We start from the raw sequence: 20,473 nt of genomic DNA, 5'->3' as shown, positions 1-20,473 counted from the left end.
GATCAGGCCGCCGCGGCGAGCAAGGACTGCAGGTCCTGCCGGGGCGCGTCCGCCAGCGCACCGGCCGCGCACTGCTGCAGCCACTGCGGCGAGATGCGGCAGAGCATGGCCCGGCCGGCCGGCTCGCCCGCAGTGGCGACCGGCACCACGGCATCGATCAAGGGCGCCGCTCCGGCGACCGCTCCCACGCCCACCGGCTGCAGCGTGCGGCGGTCCAGTTCGAGGATGGCGCCGAGCGCATCCACCCGCAGCGCGAACTCCTGCAGGCGCCCGTCGTCCAGGGTCGCGCGCACCACCACGATCTGGCGGTTGGGGTCGCCCTCGCGCGGGGCCGGCGCATGCGCCTGGCCTGCCGGCGCGGCGATCACGCTGCGCAGGTCCACCACCGGGCACACGCGGTGGCCGATCTGCGCCAGGCCGAGGAACGGCGCGCGCAGGCCACCCGCGTGCAGCACGGTCACGTCGGGTGCGGCCTCCACCACCGAGGCGGCCTCCAGCCCGAACCACTGCGCGCCCATGCGAAACGATGCCAGTTGCAAACCCTGCGCGGCCTCGGTGCGCGCGCCGGGCAATGTCGCCAGCGCGGGCGCCAGCGCCGCGGCGGCCTGGTGCTCGCACACGTGGCGCAGCACCGCGCAGCCCAGGCCGTGGTCATAGCCGTCCTGCGCGCGGAACTCGCGGTAGCCCTGGCCCCGCGCGAACCCCGTGGCGTACAGGTGGCGGCCCAGGACCGCCATGCGGGGCTCGGTGCGGCCGGCCGTCCAGGCGGGCAGCGCCGCCTGCACCTCGCTGCCCGTGGCGCAGACCACCGCGCCCTGCGCATCGACGAACGCGAGGACGTCGCGCCCGCCCGCACCCACCGCGCAGTCGGCCAGGATGGACGACAGCTGCTCGGCCGCATCCCAGACGATCGCAATGCCGCCCAGCAGCGGTCCCGGGGTGCCGCGGCCGTTGCCCTCGCCGCGTGCTTCGCCCCGCACCGCTGCGGCATAGACGAAGGTCGGGCCCTGGCCGTAGAACCGGCTCGGCGCGTAGCGGCTCACCACGTAACCCTGGCTGCCCTGCAGGCGCAGGCAGCGGCCGACCCATTCCTCGTCCAGTGACGTGCCCACCTGCCGCGCCTGGCCGGGCTGGGAGACGGCCACCACGCGGCCCTCGCGGTCGAACAGCACCAGGCAGGCGTACACGGTGTAGAGCCGGTTGATGCCCTGCAGCACCGCGGTGGCCTGTTCGCAGCCCGGCGTGCCGGCCTCCAGGGTGCGGGCGAATTGCGGCGTCAACGCCCACCAGCGGCAGTCGTTGGCCCGCTCATACAGGTTGCGGTCCAGGATCTGCATCGCCAGCGACGCGCGGCCCCGGGCATCGCTCAGCAGCGAACGCATGACCACGCCGTACAGGTCCTGCAGGGCACTGGCGAAGGCCAGCGCCGTCTTGCGGGCGGTGGCGCCAATCTCGGACAGCAAGGTCTTGGCGAATTGCAGCTCGCGAGGCGCCGCCGCGTCGCCACCGAGCTGGTGCAGGTCCAGCAGGCCGTTCCACACCGAGCGCTCCAGCGCCGACTGGATGGTGGCCGAGCGCGCCGGAATATCGCGCAGTTCCTGCGACAGCACATCGGCGTGGCCTGCCAGTTCGACGGGAAAAGCGCCGGCATCGCTCTGGGCCGCCTCGTCGAAGGCCACGTCCAGGGGAAGCAGCGCCACGCCGCGCCAGCCCGGCCCGGCATAGCCCTGGAAGCCCTCGGCGTCGCGCACGACCATCAGGTAGCGCCGGCTCGCATGGTGGATCGGTTGCACACCGGCGGCCGCGGCCTGCGGCACCAGCCAGCCGGCCGGCAGCTGCAGCGGGTCGTTGGACACCAGCACGCGGCCCTGGCCGTCCGTGAGCGCGAGCACGGCGTCGCAACCCTGGCCCTGCGGGCGACCGCCGTCCTGCACCGAGGCGAAGATGGCCGGCATTTCGTCGGCCAGCTTGAACTGCAGACACAGCACACCCGCCGCATGCCCCTCGAAATCCACGCGCCGGGCGTACATGAGCGTCTTGCAAGCCTCGCCGCTGAAACCGTGCACCGCGTAGTGCTCGGCATAGGGCGCATGGCTTTGCAGCACCGACTGCAAAAACGCCTGGTCAGCCTGCCGCTGCGCCTCGGAGGCGATCGGCTCCACCGCATGCAACTGGGCGCACGGCCGGCCAGCGGTGTCGAACAGGAAGATGTTGCCGTAGACCGTGTACTTGTCGGCGTACTCGCGCAACCGGGCGGCGATGGCGGGGCGGGTGCCGGGGTCGGGATGTCCCAGGAATTCGGCCACGCCCACGTCGGTGGCGAAAAAGCCGATGTCGGCCGTGCGCTCGAAGAGGTTGCGCACCAGCACATCGATGCAGACCTGGGCGCGCGAGGCGAGATCGCTGATCCGGTTCTTGAGCGCCTCGCCGGCCAGACCGCGCATCAGGTCGGCCGACAGCGCGGCGAAGTCCCTGCGGGCCTGCGCCAGATCATGGCCGGAGGAGGCCTTGGACGACAGCAGCGACAGGGATGACAGCAAGGACAGGTGGTCCCATGCGTTCTCGACCAGTCTCAATTCCTGTCGCTGGTGCTGCGCCGCCGGCATGTACCGTAACCATTGCTCGGGGGTGGCCAGAAAGGGAGACGCGTGAGACACAGGAAGTCCTTTTGCCTGGGCGATGGCCCAGATTGTGATGCATGCATGGCGCAAACCGCATGCCATCGGCATGGGGTTTGCCCTCTGCCATCCAGGCAGGGCCTGCACGACGGGGCCGAAGACAGCAGCACAATGCGTGCCACACCCCCGCACCCTGTTCCGCCTTCCCTGCCCCATCACCCACTCGGGCGACCCGGTGCCCCCCGAGTCGCTGCGCCCGGCGCGTCAGCGTCCCGAGGATTGGCGTGCCGTGGCCACGGGCGGCGGCATTTCCTTGGCCTGCAGCGCGCGCACCTGCGTGACGAGCTGGTTGTGCGCATCCAGGAAGGCCGCGGCGATCACCTTGCCCTCGTTGGTATTGCTCCAGCCCGCGCCGGCCGCCCCGCCCAGCTTGCCGAACACCAGCCCGCCCACGCCCAGGTCGGTGGACCGCGCCGCACCGGTGGAGGCCGCCACCTGCTCGGTGGTCTCGTTGTCGGACAGCAGCAGGGCCGTCTGCGCTTCCTTGAACTTGACCTGCTCCACCAGGCCGGCCAGGCCCGCGATGTCGCGCAGCACCGGGATCATGGCGATGACGCCGGACAGCCCGCGGCCCGCGTCCTGCTCGCTGAACGTGAGGCTGGGCGTGAGCGTGTACTGCGCCTCGTAGCCCCGGCCCTTTTGCACCGTGGAGTTCTTGCGCAGAACGCCCGCGTCCTTCAGGTCCTGCTCCTGCACCGTGCCCCGCAGGCCGGCGGAACGGTCCACCACGCGAAAGCAGCCGCTTTGCTGCGCCAGCAGCTTGATCAGCGGCACGGGCGAGGCCGGCAACTGGTAGCCCGACCCCATGATGTAGCCGTTCGGGTTCTCGGCCAGCGCCAGCGTGGCCACGGGCGCGTCGCAGCGCACCAGTTCGCGCGCGGCGTTGCGCGCCCCTTCCGGGCCGGCCGAGCCGGTGACGACGGAGCCGCCCTGCCCCAGCTCGGTCTTCTTCTCGCCACAGCCGGCCAGCGCAGCCACCAGGGCCAGCAGGGTCACGGAGAGCCGGGTCACTTTGCGGGTTTGCATCAACGCGTCCTTCAATGAAAAAAGCGGCAGGAACATGACGCTCCTGCCGCTTGGGGGTCCATCGCTTCAGCGGTCCCGGGGGATCGGCCGTGCGCCTGGACGGATCAGGCCGCCTTGACGGCGTCGGGGTTGCGCAGGCGGATGTGCAGCTCGCGCAGCTGCTTTTCGTCCACCGGGCTCGGCGCCTGCGTCAGCAGGCACTGCGCACGCTGCGTCTTGGGGAAGGCGATCACGTCGCGGATCGACTCGGCGCCCGTCATCAGCGTGACGATGCGGTCCAGGCCGAAGGCCAGGCCGCCGTGCGGTGGCGCGCCGTACTGCAGGGCGTCCAGCAGGAAGCCGAACTTCTGCTGCGCTTCCTCGGGCGTGATCTTGAGGGCGTCGAACACCTTCTGCTGCACGTCGGCGCGGTGGATACGGACGGAGCCGCCGCCCATCTCCCAGCCATTGAGCACCATGTCGTAGCCCTTGGAGATGCACTTTTCGGGTGCGGTGACCATCCAGTCCTCGTGACCGTCCTTGGGCGCGGTGAAGGGATGGTGCACGGCGGTGTAGCGCTGGGAGTCCTCGTCGAACTCGAACATCGGGAAGTCCACCACCCACAGAGGCGCCCAGCGGTCCTCGAACAGGCCGTTCTTCTTGCCGAACTCGCTGTGGCCGATCTTGATGCGCAGCGCGCCGATGGCGTCGTTGACGACCTTTTCCTTGTCGGCGCCGAAGAACAGCAGGTCGCCGTCCTGTGCGCCGGTGCGCTTGAGGATCTCGGCGATGGCCGCGTCATGGATGTTCTTGACGATGGGCGACTGCAGACCGTCGCGCCCCTTGGCCAGCTCGTTGACCTTGATGTAGGCCAGGCCCTTGGCGCCGTAGATCTTCACGAACTCGGTGTAGCCGTCGATCTCGCCGCGCGAGAGGCCGCCGGTCTCGCGCGCGCCGCCGGGCACGCGCAGGGCCACCACGCGGCCGCCCTTCATGTTGGCCGCGCCCGAGAACACCTTGAAATCCACGTCCTTCATCACCTCGGTCAGCTCGGTGAATTCGAGCTTCACGCGCAGGTCGGGCTTGTCGGAGCCGTAACGGTAGGCCGCGTCCTGGTACGTCATGACCGGGAACTCGCCCAGGTCCACGCCCAGCGTGTTCTGGAACACCGTCTTGATCATGCCCTGGAACATGTCGCGGATGTCCTGCTCTTCCATGAACGACGTTTCGATATCGATCTGGGTGAATTCGGGCTGGCGGTCGGCGCGCAGGTCTTCGTCGCGAAAGCACTTGGTGATCTGGTAGTAGCGGTCGAAGCCGGCCACCATCAGCAGTTGCTTGAACAGCTGGGGCGACTGCGGCAGCGCGAAGAACTGGCCGTCGTGCACGCGGCTGGGCACCAGGTAATCGCGCGCGCCTTCGGGCGTGCTCTTGGTGAGCATGGGGGTTTCGATGTCCACGAAGCCGTTGGCGTCGAGGAACTTGCGCACCTCCATCGACACGCGGTAGCGCAGCATCAGGTTGTTCTGCATGTACGGGCGGCGCAGGTCCAGCACGCGGTGCGTGAGGCGCGTGGTTTCCGACAGGTTTTCCTCGTCGATCTGGAAGGGGGGCGTGACCGAGGGGTTGAGCACGTTCAGCTCATGGCACAGCACCTCGATCTTGCCGCTCTTGAGGCTGTCGTTGGTCGTGCCCTCGGGGCGCGCGCGCACCAGGCCCTTGACCTGCACGCAGAACTCGTTGCGCACGCCTTCGGCCGTCTTGAACATCTCGGCGCGGTCGGGGTCGCACACCACCTGCACGTAGCCTTCGCGGTCGCGCAGGTCGATGAAGATCACGCCGCCATGGTCGCGGCGGCGGTTCACCCAGCCCGCGAGGGTGACGGTTTGGCCCAGGAGGGCTTCGGTGACGAGACCGCAGTAGTGGGAACGCATGGCCATTGGAGAGTCTTCCTGCGCCCTCGTGGAGCGCGACAAGGTTTCCGCACGCCCGCGGCAAGCGGGCATGCGACGAGGTGTTATCGGGAATCGGGCGGCGTGAGATCCGGGGGTGCGACCACCCCCATGGAGACGATGTACTTGAGTGCCGCATCGACGCTCATTTCGAGCTCGATGCAATCGCTCTTGCGCAGGATCACGAAGTAACCGCCCGTCGGGTTGGGGGTGGTGGGAACATAGACGCTCACGTATTCATCGCGCAGGTAGGCCGCCACTTCACCGCTCGGCGTGCCGGTGATGAACGCCACCGTCCACACGCCCTCGCGCGGCCACTGCACCAGCACGGCGGTGCGAAAGGCGTTGCCGCCCTCGGAAAAGAGCGTGTCCGACACCTGCTTGACGCTGGAGTAGATCGAGCGCACCACCGGGATGCGGCTCACCAGGGCATCGCCCCACTCCACCAGCTTGCGCCCCGCGAAGTTGCTGGTGAGCGCGCCGACCGCGAGCAGGATGCCCAGGGTGAGCAGCACCCCGAAGCCGGGAATGTGAAAGCCCAGCAGCTTGTCGGGCTGCCAGGAGCCGGGCAGGATCTGCAGGGTCTGGTCGAGCGTGCTCACGATCCAGTTCAGCACCCAGGCCGTGATGACGCCGGGAACGATGACCAGAAGGCCGGTGAACAGCCATTTGCGCAAAGCGGACATCCGGGGCCGTTCAGTTCTTCTTGGTGTCGGAACTGCTGGCGGCCGGCGCGGGCGCCGGGCTGGCGGATTCCTTCTTGGGGGCGCTGTCGCTGGCAGGCGATGCGGCGGCGGGGGCCGTGGCGTCGGGCTTGGAGCCGCCCGCACCGCTGTTGCCGCCCCGGAAATCGGTCACGTACCAGCCCGAGCCCTTGAGCTGGAAGCCGGCCGCCGTCACCTGCTTGGTGAAGGCCTCGGCCCCGCAGGCCGGACACACCGTGAGGGGGGCGTCCGAGATTTTTTGCAGCACATCCTTGGCGTGGCCACAGGAACCGCATTTATAAGCATAGATAGGCATCTTGAGCGTGTGCGATGGAAAGTGCAAAACCTTCAATTATAGGCACCGCATCCCAACCCCCTTCACGCCTGCTCCACCCCTGCCACCGGGTGGTGCGATGCATGCACGTTGCGCAGCCCCTGCGGCGCCAGCGAACCGATCAGCATGCCCGCCGTGGCGGCCAGCACGCCCGCCAGCTGGGCCGGGAACACGGCGCCGGCCGGCGTGGCCAGGAACAGCAGCCACGACGACAGGCCCGCGATGATGGCCAGGATGGCGCCCTGGGTCGTCGCGCGCTTCCAATAGAGGCCGAAGACCAGCGGCACGAAGGCGCCCACCAGCGGCACCTGGTAGGCACCCGACACCAGTTCATAGATCGACGTGCCCTGCATGTGGATCGAATAGGCCAGCACCAGGGCGCTGAACACCAGCGTGCTGATGCGCATGGTGCGCAGGCGGTCGCTGTCGGTGCCGTTCGGACGGAACTGGCGCCAGATGTTCTCGGTGAACGTGACGCTGGGCGCCAGCAGCGTGGCCGAGGCCGTGGACTTGAGGGCGGACAGCAGCGCACCAAAGAAGAACACCTGCATGATGAACGGCATCTTCTGCAGCACCAGCGTGGGGAGCACCTTCTGCGGGTCGTCCTTGAGCAGTTCGGCCGTTTCGGTCGGCATGATGATGAGCGCGCTGGCCACCAGGAACATGGGCACGAAGGCGAACAGGATGTAGCAGATGCCGCCGATCACCGGGCCGCGCGTGGCCGCCCGGATGTTGTTGGCCGACATGACGCGCTGGAACACGTCCTGCTGCGGAATGGAGCCGAACATCATCGTGATGCCCGCCGCGATGAAGAACAGAATGTCGTGCAGCTTGGGCTCGGGCAGGAAGCGGAACAGGTCGCGGCTGCTGGCCAGCTCGATCACCTTGTCCGCCCCGCCGGCCATGTTGCCGGCGAAGACGGCGATGATCGTGAGCCCGCCCACCAGGATGATCATCTGGATGAAGTCCGTCACCGCCACCGACCACATGCCGCCGAACAGCGTGTAGGCCAGGATGGAGATCACCCCGATGGTCATGCCCATCGGAATGCTGATGGCACCGCCGGACAGCAGGTTGAACACCAGGCCCAGCGCCGTCACCTGCGCCGACACCCAGCCCAGGTAGCTCAGCATGATGATGAGCGAGCACACGATCTCGACCGCGCGGCCGTAGCGCTCGCGGTAGTAGTCGCTGATGGTCAGCAGCGTCATGCGGTACAGGCGCGCCGCGAAGAACAGCCCCACGAGGATCAGGCAGAAGCCCGCGCCGAACGGGTCTTCCACCACGTTGCCCAGCCCGCCCTCGATGAACTTGGCCGGAATGCCCAGCACCGTCTCGGAGCCGAACCACGTGGCGAACGTGGTCGTCACGATCATGTACAGCGGCAGGTGCCGCCCGGCGATGGCGAAGTCCGCCGAGTTCTTCACCCGCCGCGCCGCGAGCAGGCCGATGGCGATGGTGATCAGCAGATAGACAATGACCAGGGTCAACAGCACGGCATGCTCCTCGTATGTCGCGTAGGGAGGGGTAGGGGAAAGGGAGGGGTAGGGGAAAGGGAGGGGTCGGAAAAAGGCTAGAAGAGCCGCACGCGGATCAGCAGCTGCATCGCCAGCAGCCCCAATACAAATCCCATGCCACCGTAGATCAGGCTCTGCAGCAGGCGGTTGGTGCGCTTTTGCGCGGCCAGCAGTTCCAGCAGCTCGCGCCGGTGGTCGTGCGGCCGCTCGCGCAGGTAGCCGTGCAGCAGGCGCGGCAGCTCGGGCAGCATCTTGGCAAAGCGCGGCGCCTCGGCGCGCAGCTCGCGCCACAGGCGCTGCGGCCCCATCTGGTCGAGCATCCACTTTTCGAGGAACGGCTTGGCGGTGCTCCACAGGTCCAGGTCGGGGTCGAGCTGGCGTCCCAGGCCCTCGATGTTGAGCAGCGTCTTTTGCAGCAGCACCAGCTGCGGCTGGATCTCCACATGGAAGCGCCGCGAGGTCTGGAACAGCCGCATCAGCACCATGCCGAGCGAGATCTCCTTGAGCGGGCGGTCGAAGTACGGCTCGCACACGGTGCGGATGGCCGCCTCCAGCTCGTTCACGCGCGTGTGGGCCGGCACCCAGCCGCTTTCGATGTGCAGCTCCGCCACGCGCTTGTAGTCGCGGCGGAAGAACGCCGTGAAGTTCTGCGCGAGGTATTCCTTGTCGAACTCGGTCAGCGTGCCGACGATGCCGAAGTCCAGCGAGATGTAGCGCCCGAAGGTCTCCGGCTCCAGACTCACCTGGATGTTGCCCGGGTGCATGTCGGCGTGGAAGAAGCCGTCGCGGAACACCTGGGTGAAGAAGATCGTGACCCCGTCGCGCGCCAGCTTGGGGATGTCCACCCCCGCGGCCCGAAGGCGTTCGATCTGGTTGATGGGCACGCCCTTCATGCGCTCCATCACCAGCACCTCGGCATGGCAGAAGTCCCAGAGGATCTCGGGGATCAGCACCAGTTCGAGCCCCTGCATGTTGCGGCGCAGCTGCGCGGCATTGGCGGCCTCGCGCACCAGGTCCAGCTCGTCGTGCAGGTAGTTGTCGAATTCGGCCACCACCTGGCGGGGCTTGAGCCGCTTGCCGTCGGCCGACAGGCTCTCCACCCACCCGGCCATCAGGCGCATCAGGCCCAGGTCGTTCTCGATCACGGGCAGCATGCCCGGGCGCAGCACCTTGACGGCGACTTCGCGCTCCACGCCCTTGCGGTCGCGCACGACCGCGAAGTGCACCTGGGCGATGGACGCGCTGGCGATCGGCACCCGGTCGAACGACACGAACACCTCGGCCAGCGGGCGGCGGAAGGCGCGCTCGATGGTGGCCACCGCCACGTCGGGATCGAAGGGCGGCACACGGTCCTGCAGGTGCGCCAGCTCGTCGGCGATGTCGGGCGGCATCAGGTCGCGCCGGGTGGACAGCACCTGGCCGAACTTCACGAAGATCGGGCCCAGCCGCTCCAGCGCCTCGCGCAGGCGCTGTCCGCGCGGGGCGTCCAGGTTGCGGCCGATCGACACGATGCGCGCCACCAGGCGCAGCCAGGGCTTCTGGAAGCTCGTCAGGACCAGCTCGTCCAGCCCATAGCGCAGCACCACCCAGACGATGGTGACGCCGCGAAAGAAACGACTCATGGTGCGAATCGGTCGGTACCGCCGGCCTCGCCGGCGGAGGATGCCCCGCGTGCGCCGACGAACTGGCGCAGCGCCTGCGCGGCGCGGCGGGCCGCCGAGCCGATGGCATGGGCCGGCGCATCGCCGATCACGCGGGCCAGGTCTTCCTCGACGTCCCAGCGCACGTGGTCCACCAGCCAGTTGATGTCGGCGGCCAGCTGCACGTCGCCTTCGATGCGGATGCCGGGCTTGTCACCGCGCAGCGCGGTCTGGGCCAGCGACAGGGGGGAGGTTTCGATCACCTCCAGGCGCAGGTCCGGCACCTGGCCCTCGGGGGCCAGGTCGAGCAGCCCGGCCGGGGTGATCTGCAGGGCCATGGAATAGACCCGCCACTGCACCCGCGCCACGCGCCCCTTCTGGCGCACGAGGCGGTCCATGGCCTCGGGCTCCTGCATGAGCACGTGGTTGAGGAACAGCACCAGGCGGTGCTGCACCTCGTGCACCAGCCACTGCGGTGGCTGCGGGCCTGCGGCGATGCGCTCGAAAAGCCCATCCAGGAATGAAAAAGGGGACTGTGTTGCCATAGTCCCCGATTATTCCCCGAACTGGGCGCGGCACCGAGGGCTTTACCCCCGCGCCCGCCGCGCCATTGCGGCCGGTTACTGCAGGGCCTGCACCCCGGCCACCAGCCAGCCGCTGCCGCCGCTCTTGGGCTTGGTCATGTTCCACACCTCGCGGAACGGGCTCGGGCCGGCCGAGAGTTCCTCGCGGATCATGCCGGAGAACTCCACGCTGGCCATGTAGCCATCGCCCAGGTCCTCGATGCCCAGCAGCTGTGCCTCCAGCATGACCACATCGGTGTGGTTGGGCTGGCTGGCGCCGCGCAGCGACTCGCGCTCGCTCAGCTGGGTGCGGATCTCCTCCACCATGCTGTCCGTCATCATCGAACGGAGCGCGGCGATGTCGGAACGGTCCCAGGCGCCTTGCAGCGTGATGAAGTTGCGCTTGGCTGCGGTCAGGAAGCCTTCGGTGTCGAAGCCCTCGGGCACGCCCCAGTTCTGCGAGCCGGCCAGCGCCGAGCCGATCACCACGCCGGAGCCACCGCCGCTCTGGCGCGAGGCGTCGAAGGCCATGCTGCTGCGCTCGAAGGGCCGAGCGGAGGCATCGTTGCCCACGTTCTGCGGGCTGTACTGGCGGGGCATCTGCGCCTCGGCCGGCGAAGCAGCACCGCCGCCGGCGCCCTGGAAGGCGAAGGGCGAATTGCCCGCGCCACCGCCTTCAGCGGGCTTGCGCGACCGCATGAACATGCGGAACACGGCGAAGGCCCCCAGCGCCAGCAGCGCGATCAGCAGGAACTGGCCGAAGCCCGCGCCCAGGCCGAGCGAGTGGGCCAGCCAGGCCAGGCCCAGGCCCGCGGCCAGGCCGCCGAGCATCGCGCCCCAGGGCTTCTTGGCGGCCGCCGCGGGAGCGGCTGCCGGTGCGGCGGCGGGCTTGGCAGCCGCCGCGCTGTTGACGTTCTGCGCCGGTGCGCCGGGCGCAGCGGGCGGAGGTGAAGCCGCCTCGCGCTGCGTCACATTGCTCGACTGCTTGCCAACGGACTTGCCGCCGCCCATGCGGCGCGCATCCGCATCGGCATGCACCACCAACAACATGGCGACCAGCGCCACGGACCACAGTTTCATCATGTCATCTCCAATTTATAGATAGGTGCCGGCTGCGAACGAAAACGCAAGGCGGCTCAGCACTTGATTCCAACATGCAAAGCAACGATTCCCCCCGTCATGTTGTGATAGTCCACATGCCCAAAGCCATTTTTCTGCATGAGGGTTTTGAGTTCTTCCTGCCCCGGATGCATGCGGATCGACTCGGCGAGGTAGCGGTAGCTCGCGTCGTCGCCGGCCACCATCCGGCCCAGCTGGGGCAGCACCTTGAAGGAATACCAGTCGTAGGCCTTCTCCAGCGGCTTGGCCACCTTGGAGAACTCCAGCACAAGCAGGCGGCCGCGCGGCTTGAGCACGCGGCACATCTCGGCAAGGGCCTGGTCCTTGTGCGTCATGTTGCGCAGGCCAAAGGCCACGCTCACCACGTCGAAGTGGCCATTGGGGAAGGGCAGCTTCTCGGCGTCGCAGACCAGCGTGGGCAGCACCACGCCGGCATCGATGAGGCGGTCGCGCCCCACGCGCAGCATGGCTTCGTTGATGTCGGTGTGCACCACCTCGCCCGATGCGCCGACCTTTTTGGCGAAGGCCTTCGCCAGATCGCCCGTGCCGCCCGCGATGTCGAGCACGCGGTGGCCCTCGCGCAGGTTGGCGACCATGACCGTATAGGCCTTCCATGCGCGGTGCAGGCCACCGGACATGAGGTCGTTCATGACGTCGTACTTCGATGCGACGGAGTCGAAAACGCCGCGCACGCGGCGCGCCTTTTCCGCTTCATCGACCGACTGGAATCCGAAATGCGTGGTGCTCATTCCGCGATGCTAGGGGCGCGGGCCCCGCTCGTACAGCGACAACCCCGCACCTGCATGGGGCATCTGTCGCAATTTGGACGCTGCGGCGCGCGCCGAGCGGGCCCGCCGCCGTCAGTGCGCGCAGCCGCCGGAACCGTGCGAATGGCCGCCACCGCCGCGCCGGGGCGGCATCGGCGTGTCGCGATCGGCGCCGGCCTCGTCCAGCCGGCGCAGGTAGTCGGCCCACAGCGCGTCCTGGCGCTGGCCGAGTTCGTAGAGGTAATCCCACGAGAAGATGCCCGTGTCGTGGCCGTCGGAGAACGTGGGCTTGACCGCGTAGTTCCCCACCGGCTCCAGCCCCGCGAGCGTGACGTGGCGCTGCCCGGTCTGCAGCACCTCCTGGCCCGGGCCGTGGCCCTGCACCTCGGCGGAGGGCGAGTACACGCGCATCAGCTCGAACGGGATGCGGAAGGCCGCACCGTCCGAGAACACCACCTCCAGCACGCGCGATGCCTCGTGCACCGTGATCGACTGCGGCGTGGGTGCGCCGGCTTTCAAACCTGCCATGGAAATCCTCTGTGCGTTTGCGTTGTGCCCGCTGCGGGCGGCCCGATGGAGCCGGAGCGCGATTGTCCCACCGCGCCCTGGCCGGCCCGTCAGCGCGCCCTGCCAGGGCTCACGCGCCTGGGCGTCAGGCCAGTTGCGCCAGCCGCGCGGCCATCGCCGCCTCGGCCGCGGCCAGGCGGGCGGCCACCTCGGCCTCGCGCTCGGGCGCGCGGTCGCGCTGCGGCGTGGCCCACACAGCGCCGGGGAAATGGCTGTCCCAGGCAAAGCGCGCGATCACGTGCCAGTGCAGGTGCGGCACCATGTTGCCGAGCGCGGCCAGGTTGATCTTGTCCGGCTGCACATGGGCGCGCAGCGCGGTCTCCACCGCCGCCACGGCCTCCATGCAATGCAGGCGGTCGCCCGCGTCCAGGTCGGTGAACTCCGCCGCGTGCGCGTTCCATACCACGCGGTAGAAGGCCGGAAAGCCGGCCTCCTGCGCGCGGATCACGCGCAGCTTCGGGCCGCGCCAGACCATCGCGCCGCCGTCGCCGTCGCACAGCGGGCAATCGGGCACGGTGGCCGCAGCAGGCGCCGTGGCCGCCATCAGACCAGCACCCGCTCGATGCCGCCCGCGTTGGCGCGCTGCACGTATTCGGGCATCCATTGGTCGCCCAGGATCTCGCGCGCCATCTCGACGACGATGTAGTCGGCCTCCAGCAGGCCGTTGTTCAGGTCGTCCTGGTAGCGGTTCAGGCCCTGCAGGCAGCTGGGGCAGCTGGTGAGGATCTTCACGTTGTCCTGCGCGCCCGCGGCGCCGCTGGCCCGCAGCGCGGCCTCGCCCTTCCTGATTTCCTCTTCCTTTCGAAAGCGCACCTGCGTGGAGATGTCGGGCCGCGTCACGCCCAGCGTGCCGGATTCGCCGCAGCAGCGCTCGCTCTTGAGCACCTGCGGCCCCACCAGCGCCTTCACGGTCTTGACCGAGTCCTGCAGCTTCATGGGGTTGTGGCAGGGCTCGTGGTACAGGTAGGCGCCCTTGCCCTGCAGGGTCACGCCCTTTTCCAGCAGGTATTCGTGGATGTCGATGATGCGGCTGCCCGGGAAGATCTTGCCGAAGTCGTAGCCCTGCAGCTGGTCGTAGCAGGTGCCGCAGCTCACCACCACGGTCTTGATGTCGAGGTAGTTGAGCGTGTTGGCCACGCGGTGAAAGAGCACCCGGTTGTCGGTGATCATCTTCTCGGCCTTCTCGAACTGGCCGCTGCCGCGCTGCGGGTAGCCGCAGCACAGGTAGCCCGGCGGCAGTACGGTCTGCACGCCCGCATGCCACAGCATGGCCTGCGTGGCCAGGCCCACCTGGCTGAACAGGCGCTCGGAGCCGCAGCCGGGAAAGTAGAACACCGCCTCCGTCTCGGCCGTGGTCGTGGCCGGGTTGCGGATGATGGGCACGTAGTCCTTGTTCTCGATGTCCAGCAACGCGCGCGCCGTCTTCTTGGGCAGGCCGCCGGGCAGCTTCTTGTTGATGAAGTGGATCACCTGCTCCTTGACCGGCGCGGTGCCCACCGTGGCCGGCGGCCGCGCGGTCTGGCGGCGACCCACCTTGCGCAGCAGGTCCACGGCGATGCGCTGGGCCTTGAAGCCCACGCCGACCATGGCGCTGCGCATCAGCTTGATGGTGTCGGGGTTGGTGGCGTTGAGCATGGTCATGGCCAGCGCGTTGCCCGGGCGGAAGGTCTTCTTGCCCATCTTGCGCAGCAGGTTGCGCATGTTCATGGTCACGTCGCCGAAGTCGATCTTGACCGGGCACGGCGTGTAGCACTTGTGGCACACGGTGCAGTGGTCGGCCACGTCCTCGAACTCCTGCCAGTGCTTGATCGACACGCCCCGGCGCGTCTGCTCCTCGTACAGGAAGGCCTCGACCAGCAGCGAGGTGGCGAGGATCTTGTTGCGCGGGCTGTACAGCAGGCTGGCGCGCGGCACGTGGGTGGCGCACACGGGCTTGCACTTGCCGCAGCGCAGGCAGTCCTTGACCGAATCGGCGATGGCGCCGATGTCGCTCTGCTGCATGATCAGCGACTCGTGCCCCATCAGGCCGAAGCTCGGCGTGTAGGCGTTGGTCAGGTCGGCGAACATCAGCGAGTTGCGGGCCGAACCGGGCTCCCGGGCAATATCCACCAGGGCACCACGCTCCTGATTTCGTAGCAGCTTGCCTTTGTTGAAGCGCCCTTCGGGGTCCACGCGCTGCTTGTAGTCGGCGAACGGCCGCAGTTCGTCGTCGGTCAGGAACTCCAGCTTGGTGATGCCGATGCCGTGCTCGCCCGAGATCACGCCGTCGAGCTGGCGGGCCAGCACCATGATGCGCGCCACGGCCTCGTGGGCCGTCTGCAGCATGCGGTAGTCGTCGCTGTTGACCGGGATGTTGGTGTGCACGTTGCCGTCGCCGGCATGCATGTGCAGCGCCACCCACACGCGGCCCTTGAGCACGCGCTGGTGGATGGCCTGGGCCTCGTCCATGATGGGCTGGAAGGCGGCGCCGGCGAAGATCTTGGCCAGCGGCTCGCGCAGCTGGGTCTTCCAACTGGCGCGCAGCGTGTGGTCCTGCAGCTGGGCGAAGAGCGGCTCCACATCGCGCAGCCAGCCGGTCCACAGCGCGCGCACCTCGCCCACCAGCGCCACGGCCTGGCCCACGCGGTCTTCCAGCAGTTCGGCCGACGGGATCTCGTGCGCGTCGTCCTGGCGGCCCAGCGGCAGGTTGCCGCGCAGGAAGAAGTCTTCCAGCGCATCGCACAGCGCGATCTTGTTGCGCAGCGACAGCTCGATGTTGATGCGTTCGATGCCGTCGGTGTACTCGGCCATGCGCGGCAGCGGGATCACCACGTCTTCGTTGATCTTGAAGGCGTTGGTGTGGCGGCTGATGGCGGCCGTGCGCTTGCGGTCCAGCCAGAACTTCTTGCGCGCCTCGGGGCTGATGGCGACGAAGCCCTCGCCCGAGCGCGAATTGGCCAGCCGCACGACCTCGCTGGTCACGCGCGCCACGTCGTCGGCGTTGTCGCCCGCGATGTCGCCGAACAGCACCATCTTCGGCAGGCCGCCGCCGTGCCGCTTGCTCTTGGTGGCGTAGCCCACGGCCTTCAGGTAGCGGTCGTCCAGGTGTTCCAGGCCCGCCAGCAGCACGCCGCTGCGCTGCTGCTCGGCGAACATGAAGTCCTTGATCTCCACGATGCTGGGCACCGCATCCTTGGCGTTGCCGAAGAACTCCAGGCACACGGTGCGCGTGTGCTCAGGCATGCGGTGCACCACCCAGCGCGCGCTGGTGATGAGGCCGTCGCAGCCCTCTTTCTGAATACCGGGCAGGCCCGACAGGAACTTGTCGGTCACGTCCTTGCCCAGGCCCTCCTTGCGGAAGGTCTTGCCGGGGATGTCCAGGCGCTCGGTGCGGATCGGCGTCCTGCCGTCGGCCTCGAAGTACTGCAGCTCGAAGCTGGCCACTTCGGCGTCGTGGATCTTGCCCATGTTGTGGTTCACACGGGTCACCTCCAGCCACTGGGCGTCGGGCGTCACCATGCGCCAGCTGGCGAGGTTGTCGAGCGCCGTGCCCCACAGCACGGCCTTCTTGCCGCCGGCGTTCATGGCGATGTTGCCGCCGATGCAAGACGCCTCGGCGCTGGTCGGGTCCACGGCGAACACGTAGCCCGCGCGCTCGGCCGCATCGGCCACGCGCTGGGTGACCACGCCGGCCTCGGTCCACACGGTGGCGACCTCGCGGTCCATGCCCGGCAGGCGGCGCATTTCCACCTCGGTCATGGCTTCGAGCTTTTCGGTGTTGATGACCACGCTGCGCCAGGTGAGCGGAATGGCGCCGCCGGTGTAGCCGGTGCCGCCGCCGCGCGGGATGATGGTCATCTCCAGGTCGATGCAGGCCTTGACCAACGCAGCCATCTCGGCCTCGGTGTCGGGGGTGAGCACCACGAACGGGTATTCGACGCGCCAGTCGGTCGCGTCGGTCACGTGGGACACGCGCGAGAGGCCGTCGAACTTGATGTTGTCCTTGGCCGTGTGGCGGCCCAGGCGCTTTTGCACCTGGCGTCGCAGTTGCGCCGCCTCGATGAAGGTGGCGTCGAACTCGGCGATGGCGCGGCGGGCGGCCTCCACCAATTGGCCCACGAGCTGGTCGCGGCTGGAGTCGTCGGCCGGCGTGCGGCGCTTGCCGATCTCGGCCAGCCGGTGCTCCAGCGCTTCGACCAGCAGCTTGCGCCGGTCGGGGTTGTCCAGCAGGTCGTCCTGCAGATAAGGGTTGCGCTGCACCACCCAGATGTCGCCCAGCACTTCATAGAGCATGCGGGCCGAGCGGCCGGTGCGGCGCTCGCGGCGCAACTGGTCGAGCACGTCCCAGGACGGAGACCCGAGCAGGCGGATGACGATTTCCCGGTCGGAAAACGAGGTGTAGTTGTAGGGAATCTCTCGCAGGCGGGCGGGCTCGGCGGCCTGCGCCTGCAGGGCAGCCAGCGCTATGGGAACGTTCATGGGGTCAACCTGGGTCGGGCGCGTGGGGCGCCCCTGTGCCTCGGGGCCGCGATTTTATGCCAGCCTCCGGGCGGTCCCGTGGGCCGGGACGGCCCCGCCAGCCAGTGCGGCAACGATCGCACCCCGGCCGCTACTATTTTTATAGCGTCATGCCGGCGTTTTCATTGTGCTGGAGGCCGTTTTACCCCCCAATCCCAAGGCAGGCCGGCGGAACCCCTGGCGGCCGGCCCGGCCGGTCAGAACAGCACGCGGCTGCGGATCGTGCCCGGCACCTTGGCCAGCTCGTCCTGCGCCAGGTCGGACGACTGGGCGTCGATGTCGATCACCACGTAGCCCACCTTCTCGTTGGTCTGCAGGTACTGGGCGGCGATGTTGATCCGGTTGTCCGAGAAGATCTGGTTGATCTGCGACAGCACGCCCGGCACGTTCTGGTGGATGTGCAGCAGCCGGTGCTTGCCCGGGTGCGCGGGCAGCGCCACCTCGGGGAAGTTGACCGATGAGATCGAGGTGCCGTTATCGCTGTACTTGACCAGCTTCTCGGCCACTTCGAGCCCGATGTTGGCCTGCGCCTCCATGGTCGATCCGCCGATGTGCGGGGTGAGGATCACGTTGTCCAGCCCGCGCAGCGGCGACAGGAACTCGTCCTTGTTGGTGCGCGGCTCGACCGGGAACACGTCGATGGCGGCGCCCAGCAGCTTCTTGGCGCGGAGCGCCTCGGCCAGCGGCTCGATCTCCACCACCGTGCCGCGCGCGGCGTTGATGAGGATGCCGCCGGGCTTCATCGCCGCGATCTCGGCCGCGCCGATCATCCACTGCGTGGAAGGCAGCTCGGGCACGTGCAGGCTCACGATGTCGGCCTGCCCCAGCAGCGCGTGCAGCGAGGGCGCCTGGCGCGCATTGCCCAGGGGCAGCTTGTTGACCACGTCGTGGAAGATCACGTGCATGCCCAGGCCCTCGGCCAGCACCGACAGCTGCGTGCCGATGGAACCGTAGCCCACGATGCCCAGCGTCTTGCCGCGGATCTCGTAGGCGTTGTCGGCCGACTTCAGCCAGCCGCCGCGGTGCGCCACCGCGTTCTTCTCGGGAATGCCGCGCAACAGCAGGATGGCCTCGGCCAGCACCAGTTCGGCCACCGAGCGGGTATTGGAGTACGGCGCGTTGAACACGGCGATGCCGCGCTCGCGGGCGGCGTTCAGGTCCACCTGGTTGGTGCCGATGCAAAAGCACCCCACGGCCACGAGCTTGTGCGCGTGGGAGAAAACCTCGGCCGTCAGCTGGGTGCGCGAGCGGATGCCCACGAAGTGCGCATCGGCGATCTTGCGCTTGAGTTCGTCGTCGGGCAGCGCGCCGGAGATCGCCTCGATCTGCGTGTAGCCCGCACCGCGCAGCACGTCGAGCGCGGACGGGTGGATGCCCTCGAGCAACAGGAACTTGATCTTGCTTTTGTCCAGAGAGGTTTTGGCCATGGAAAGGTCCGGAGGATCGGAAAAGGAAAAGGCGCGGGATTCGGCCCCGCGATCAGCCCCGAAATGGGGACGCGAGATCATTGTGCACCGCACAAAACCCTGCTGGCATCCTTGCAATTCGCTGAAATGGTGCACGGCACCAGTCGCCAAGGCGACTCCGGCCACCGCCGATCTGTCACGGAATTGTCACGAAATCGCCAGCGCTGGCGCCCGTTTGGCGGCCATGGCGGGGCCCTGCGCCGCGACGGGTTTCCCCGCTTGATCGCTGCGTGGGCCTATGCGACAACGACATATTCGTGTCACGAAATGCGTCCTACCATCGGCGCTTCGTGCATTTCGTATCGATTCGAGGAGTTTTCATGCAATTCAAGCACCTGGCGGCCGCTGCCGCCATCGCCGCTTCGCTCTGCGCCACGGCGCAGGCACAGACCGAGATCCAATGGTGGCATTCGATGACCGCGGTCAACGGCGAGTGGGTGAACGACCTGGCCAAGCAGTTCAACGAGAGCCAGAAGGAATACAAGATCGTGCCGACCTACAAGGGCACGTATGACGAGTCCATGACGGCCTCCATCGCCGCCTTCCGCGCCGGCAACGCACCGCACATCCTGCAGGTGTTCGAAGTCGGCACGGCCACCATGATGGCCAGCAAGGGCGCCATCGTGCCCGTGGGCAAGGTGATGCAGGACGCAGGCGCCAAGTTCGACCCGGCCGCCTACATCCCCGCCGTGGCCGGCTACTACACGGCCCCCAACGGCCAGATGCTGAGCTTCCCGTTCAACAGCTCCACCACCATCTTCTACTTCAACAAGGACGCCTTCAAGGCGGCCGGCCTGCCCACCGACAAGGCGCCCGCCACCTGGCCCGAAGTGGTCAACGCGGCGGCCAAGCTCAAGGCCTCGGGCCACAAGTGCCCGTTCACCACGGCCTGGCAGAACTGGACGCAGGTCGAGAGCTTCTCGGCCTGGCACAACGTGGAGTTCGCCAGCAAGTCCAACGGCCTGCAGGGCCTGGACGCGCGCCTGAAGGTCGATTCGCCCCTGCACGTGCGCCACATCGAGAACCTGGCCAACATGGCCAAGCAGGGCCTGTTCGTCTACAAGGGCCGCGGCAACGTGCCCGAGGCCAGCTTCGTGTCCGGCGAGTGCGCCATGATCAACACGTCGTCGGGCTTCTACGGCAACGTGGCCAAGAACGCCAAGTTCGCCTACGGCCTGGCTCCCCTGCCCTACTACCCCGACGTGCCCGGCGCACCGCAGAACACCGTGATCGGCGGCGCGAGCCTGTGGGTCATGGCCGGCAAGAAGCCTGCCGAATACAAGGGCGTGGCGCAGTTCTTCCAGTTCATCTCCACGCCTGAAGTGCAGTCCGCCAGCCACAAGCGCACCGGCTACCTGCCCGTCACCAAGGCCGCGTATGAGCTGACCGAGAAGTCGGGCTTTTACCAGCAGAACCCCGGCACCGACGTGGCCGTGACGCAGATGATCCGCAAGGTGACCGACAAGAGCCGCGGCATCCGCCTGGGCAACTACGTGCAGATCCGCGCGATCGAGGACGAAGAGCTCGAACAGGTGTGGTCCGGCAAGAAGACCGCCAAGGAAGCGCTGGACACGATCGTCAAGCGTGGAAACGAGCAACTGGAACGCTTCCAGAAGGCGAACAAGTCGTAATACGGCTTAAACTGACCGTTTCGCCAACCGTAA

Annotated in this window: 15 protein-coding genes; 1 reads left to right on the top strand and 14 read right to left on the bottom strand. The window is 68.0% G+C overall.

Annotated features, from left to right (window positions below):
- Positions 1-2: 2 nt before the first annotated feature.
- The 14 genes from AVTE2539_RS02440 to serA all read right to left on the bottom strand — a co-directional run bounded on the left by AVTE2539_RS02440 (position 3) and on the right by serA (position 18,770).
- Positions 3-2,657, bottom strand: coding sequence for a chemotaxis protein CheW (locus tag AVTE2539_RS02440; protein WP_284408232.1), 2,655 nt, complete (start codon positions 2,655-2,657; stop codon positions 3-5).
- Positions 2,658-2,882: 225 nt separating this feature from the next.
- Positions 2,883-3,704, bottom strand: coding sequence for a CsgG/HfaB family protein (locus tag AVTE2539_RS02435; RefSeq protein WP_284405496.1), 822 nt, complete (start codon positions 3,702-3,704; stop codon positions 2,883-2,885).
- Positions 3,705-3,808: 104 nt separating this feature from the next.
- Positions 3,809-5,623, bottom strand: a complete 1,815-nt coding sequence (gene aspS / locus AVTE2539_RS02430) for an aspartate--tRNA ligase (RefSeq protein ID WP_284405495.1) — start codon at positions 5,621-5,623, stop codon at positions 3,809-3,811.
- 77 nt (positions 5,624-5,700) lie between these two features.
- Positions 5,701-6,321, bottom strand: coding sequence for a DUF502 domain-containing protein (locus AVTE2539_RS02425; RefSeq protein ID WP_272565470.1), 621 nt, complete (start codon positions 6,319-6,321; stop codon positions 5,701-5,703).
- A 10-nt stretch (positions 6,322-6,331) separates the two neighbouring features.
- Positions 6,332-6,655: an FmdB family zinc ribbon protein gene (locus AVTE2539_RS02420; RefSeq protein WP_284408231.1), complete on the bottom strand. Its 324-nt coding sequence runs from the start codon at positions 6,653-6,655 to the stop codon at positions 6,332-6,334.
- 62 nt (positions 6,656-6,717) lie between these two features.
- The gene (locus AVTE2539_RS02415) at positions 6,718-8,169 is read right to left on the bottom strand and encodes a high affinity choline transporter 1 (RefSeq protein ID WP_284408230.1); all 1,452 of its coding nucleotides are present in this window, start codon (positions 8,167-8,169) and stop codon (positions 6,718-6,720) included.
- Positions 8,170-8,246: 77 nt separating this feature from the next.
- On the bottom strand, positions 8,247-9,812 hold the full coding sequence (gene ubiB, locus AVTE2539_RS02410; protein WP_284393778.1) for a ubiquinone biosynthesis regulatory protein kinase UbiB: 1,566 nt from the start codon (positions 9,810-9,812) through the stop codon (positions 8,247-8,249).
- On the bottom strand, positions 9,809-10,375 hold the full coding sequence (locus AVTE2539_RS02405) for a hypothetical protein (protein ID WP_284408229.1): 567 nt from the start codon (positions 10,373-10,375) through the stop codon (positions 9,809-9,811). Before AVTE2539_RS02405 ends, ubiB begins: the two co-directional genes overlap by 4 nt.
- A gap of 75 nt (positions 10,376-10,450) precedes the next feature.
- Positions 10,451-11,476 (bottom strand): Tim44 domain-containing protein, encoded by a 1,026-nt coding sequence (locus AVTE2539_RS02400; protein ID WP_272565476.1) that lies wholly within the window; start codon positions 11,474-11,476, stop codon positions 10,451-10,453.
- Positions 11,477-11,529: 53 nt separating this feature from the next.
- A complete protein-coding gene (gene ubiE, locus AVTE2539_RS02395; protein WP_284408228.1) occupies positions 11,530-12,261 on the bottom strand; it encodes a bifunctional demethylmenaquinone methyltransferase/2-methoxy-6-polyprenyl-1,4-benzoquinol methylase UbiE in 732 nt (243 codons plus the stop codon).
- Positions 12,262-12,372: 111 nt separating this feature from the next.
- Positions 12,373-12,807 carry a gamma-butyrobetaine hydroxylase family protein gene (locus tag AVTE2539_RS02390; RefSeq protein ID WP_272565478.1) on the bottom strand — a complete coding sequence of 145 codons (435 nt, stop codon included), beginning with the start codon at positions 12,805-12,807 and terminating at the stop codon, positions 12,373-12,375.
- Between the two features lie 124 nt (positions 12,808-12,931).
- A complete protein-coding gene (locus AVTE2539_RS02385) occupies positions 12,932-13,390 on the bottom strand; it encodes an HIT family protein (RefSeq protein WP_284408227.1) in 459 nt (152 codons plus the stop codon).
- Complete coding sequence (locus AVTE2539_RS02380; protein ID WP_284408226.1) at positions 13,390-17,304, bottom strand: DUF3683 domain-containing protein; 3,915 nt, start codon at positions 17,302-17,304, stop codon at positions 13,390-13,392. Before AVTE2539_RS02380 ends, AVTE2539_RS02385 begins: the two co-directional genes overlap by 1 nt.
- Before the next feature lie 236 nt (positions 17,305-17,540).
- Positions 17,541-18,770 (bottom strand): phosphoglycerate dehydrogenase, encoded by a 1,230-nt coding sequence (gene serA / locus AVTE2539_RS02375; protein WP_284408225.1) that lies wholly within the window; start codon positions 18,768-18,770, stop codon positions 17,541-17,543.
- 359 nt (positions 18,771-19,129) lie between these two features.
- Here serA and ugpB point away from each other — a divergent pair, with 359 nt between their 5' ends.
- Positions 19,130-20,440, top strand: coding sequence for a sn-glycerol-3-phosphate ABC transporter substrate-binding protein UgpB (gene ugpB / locus AVTE2539_RS02370; RefSeq protein WP_272565484.1), 1,311 nt, complete (start codon positions 19,130-19,132; stop codon positions 20,438-20,440).
- The last annotated feature ends 33 nt before the right edge of the window (positions 20,441-20,473 follow it).

Origin of the sequence: Acidovorax sp. SUPP2539 (assembly GCF_030158975.1) — a bacterium.
GTDB lineage: Bacteria > Pseudomonadota > Gammaproteobacteria > Burkholderiales > Burkholderiaceae_C > Paracidovorax.
The sequence above is the reverse complement of the archived record's forward strand: the minus strand, read 5'-3'. Positions and strand labels throughout refer to the sequence as shown.

Excerpts from the sequence above, each read along its gene's own strand:
- ugpB (WP_272565484.1), top strand. The coding sequence starts at position 19,130 with ATGCAATTCAAGCACCTGGCGGCCGCTGCCGCCATCGCCGCTTCGCTC.
- aspS (WP_284405495.1), bottom strand. The coding sequence starts at position 5,623 with ATGGCCATGCGTTCCCACTACTGCGGTCTCGTCACCGAAGCCCTCCTG.
- AVTE2539_RS02425 (WP_272565470.1), bottom strand. The coding sequence starts at position 6,321 with ATGTCCGCTTTGCGCAAATGGCTGTTCACCGGCCTTCTGGTCATCGTT.
- AVTE2539_RS02385 (WP_284408227.1), bottom strand. The coding sequence starts at position 13,390 with ATGGCGGCCACGGCGCCTGCTGCGGCCACCGTGCCCGATTGCCCGCTG.
- AVTE2539_RS02435 (WP_284405496.1), bottom strand. The coding sequence starts at position 3,704 with ATGCAAACCCGCAAAGTGACCCGGCTCTCCGTGACCCTGCTGGCCCTG.
- serA (WP_284408225.1), bottom strand. The coding sequence starts at position 18,770 with ATGGCCAAAACCTCTCTGGACAAAAGCAAGATCAAGTTCCTGTTGCTC.
- ubiE (WP_284408228.1), bottom strand. The coding sequence starts at position 12,261 with ATGAGCACCACGCATTTCGGATTCCAGTCGGTCGATGAAGCGGAAAAG.
- AVTE2539_RS02405 (WP_284408229.1), bottom strand. The coding sequence starts at position 10,375 with ATGGCAACACAGTCCCCTTTTTCATTCCTGGATGGGCTTTTCGAGCGC.
- AVTE2539_RS02390 (WP_272565478.1), bottom strand. The coding sequence starts at position 12,807 with ATGGCAGGTTTGAAAGCCGGCGCACCCACGCCGCAGTCGATCACGGTG.
- AVTE2539_RS02380 (WP_284408226.1), bottom strand. The coding sequence starts at position 17,304 with ATGAACGTTCCCATAGCGCTGGCTGCCCTGCAGGCGCAGGCCGCCGAG.
- ubiB (WP_284393778.1), bottom strand. The coding sequence starts at position 9,812 with ATGAGTCGTTTCTTTCGCGGCGTCACCATCGTCTGGGTGGTGCTGCGC.
- AVTE2539_RS02420 (WP_284408231.1), bottom strand. The coding sequence starts at position 6,655 with ATGCCTATCTATGCTTATAAATGCGGTTCCTGTGGCCACGCCAAGGAT.
- AVTE2539_RS02400 (WP_272565476.1), bottom strand. The coding sequence starts at position 11,476 with ATGATGAAACTGTGGTCCGTGGCGCTGGTCGCCATGTTGTTGGTGGTG.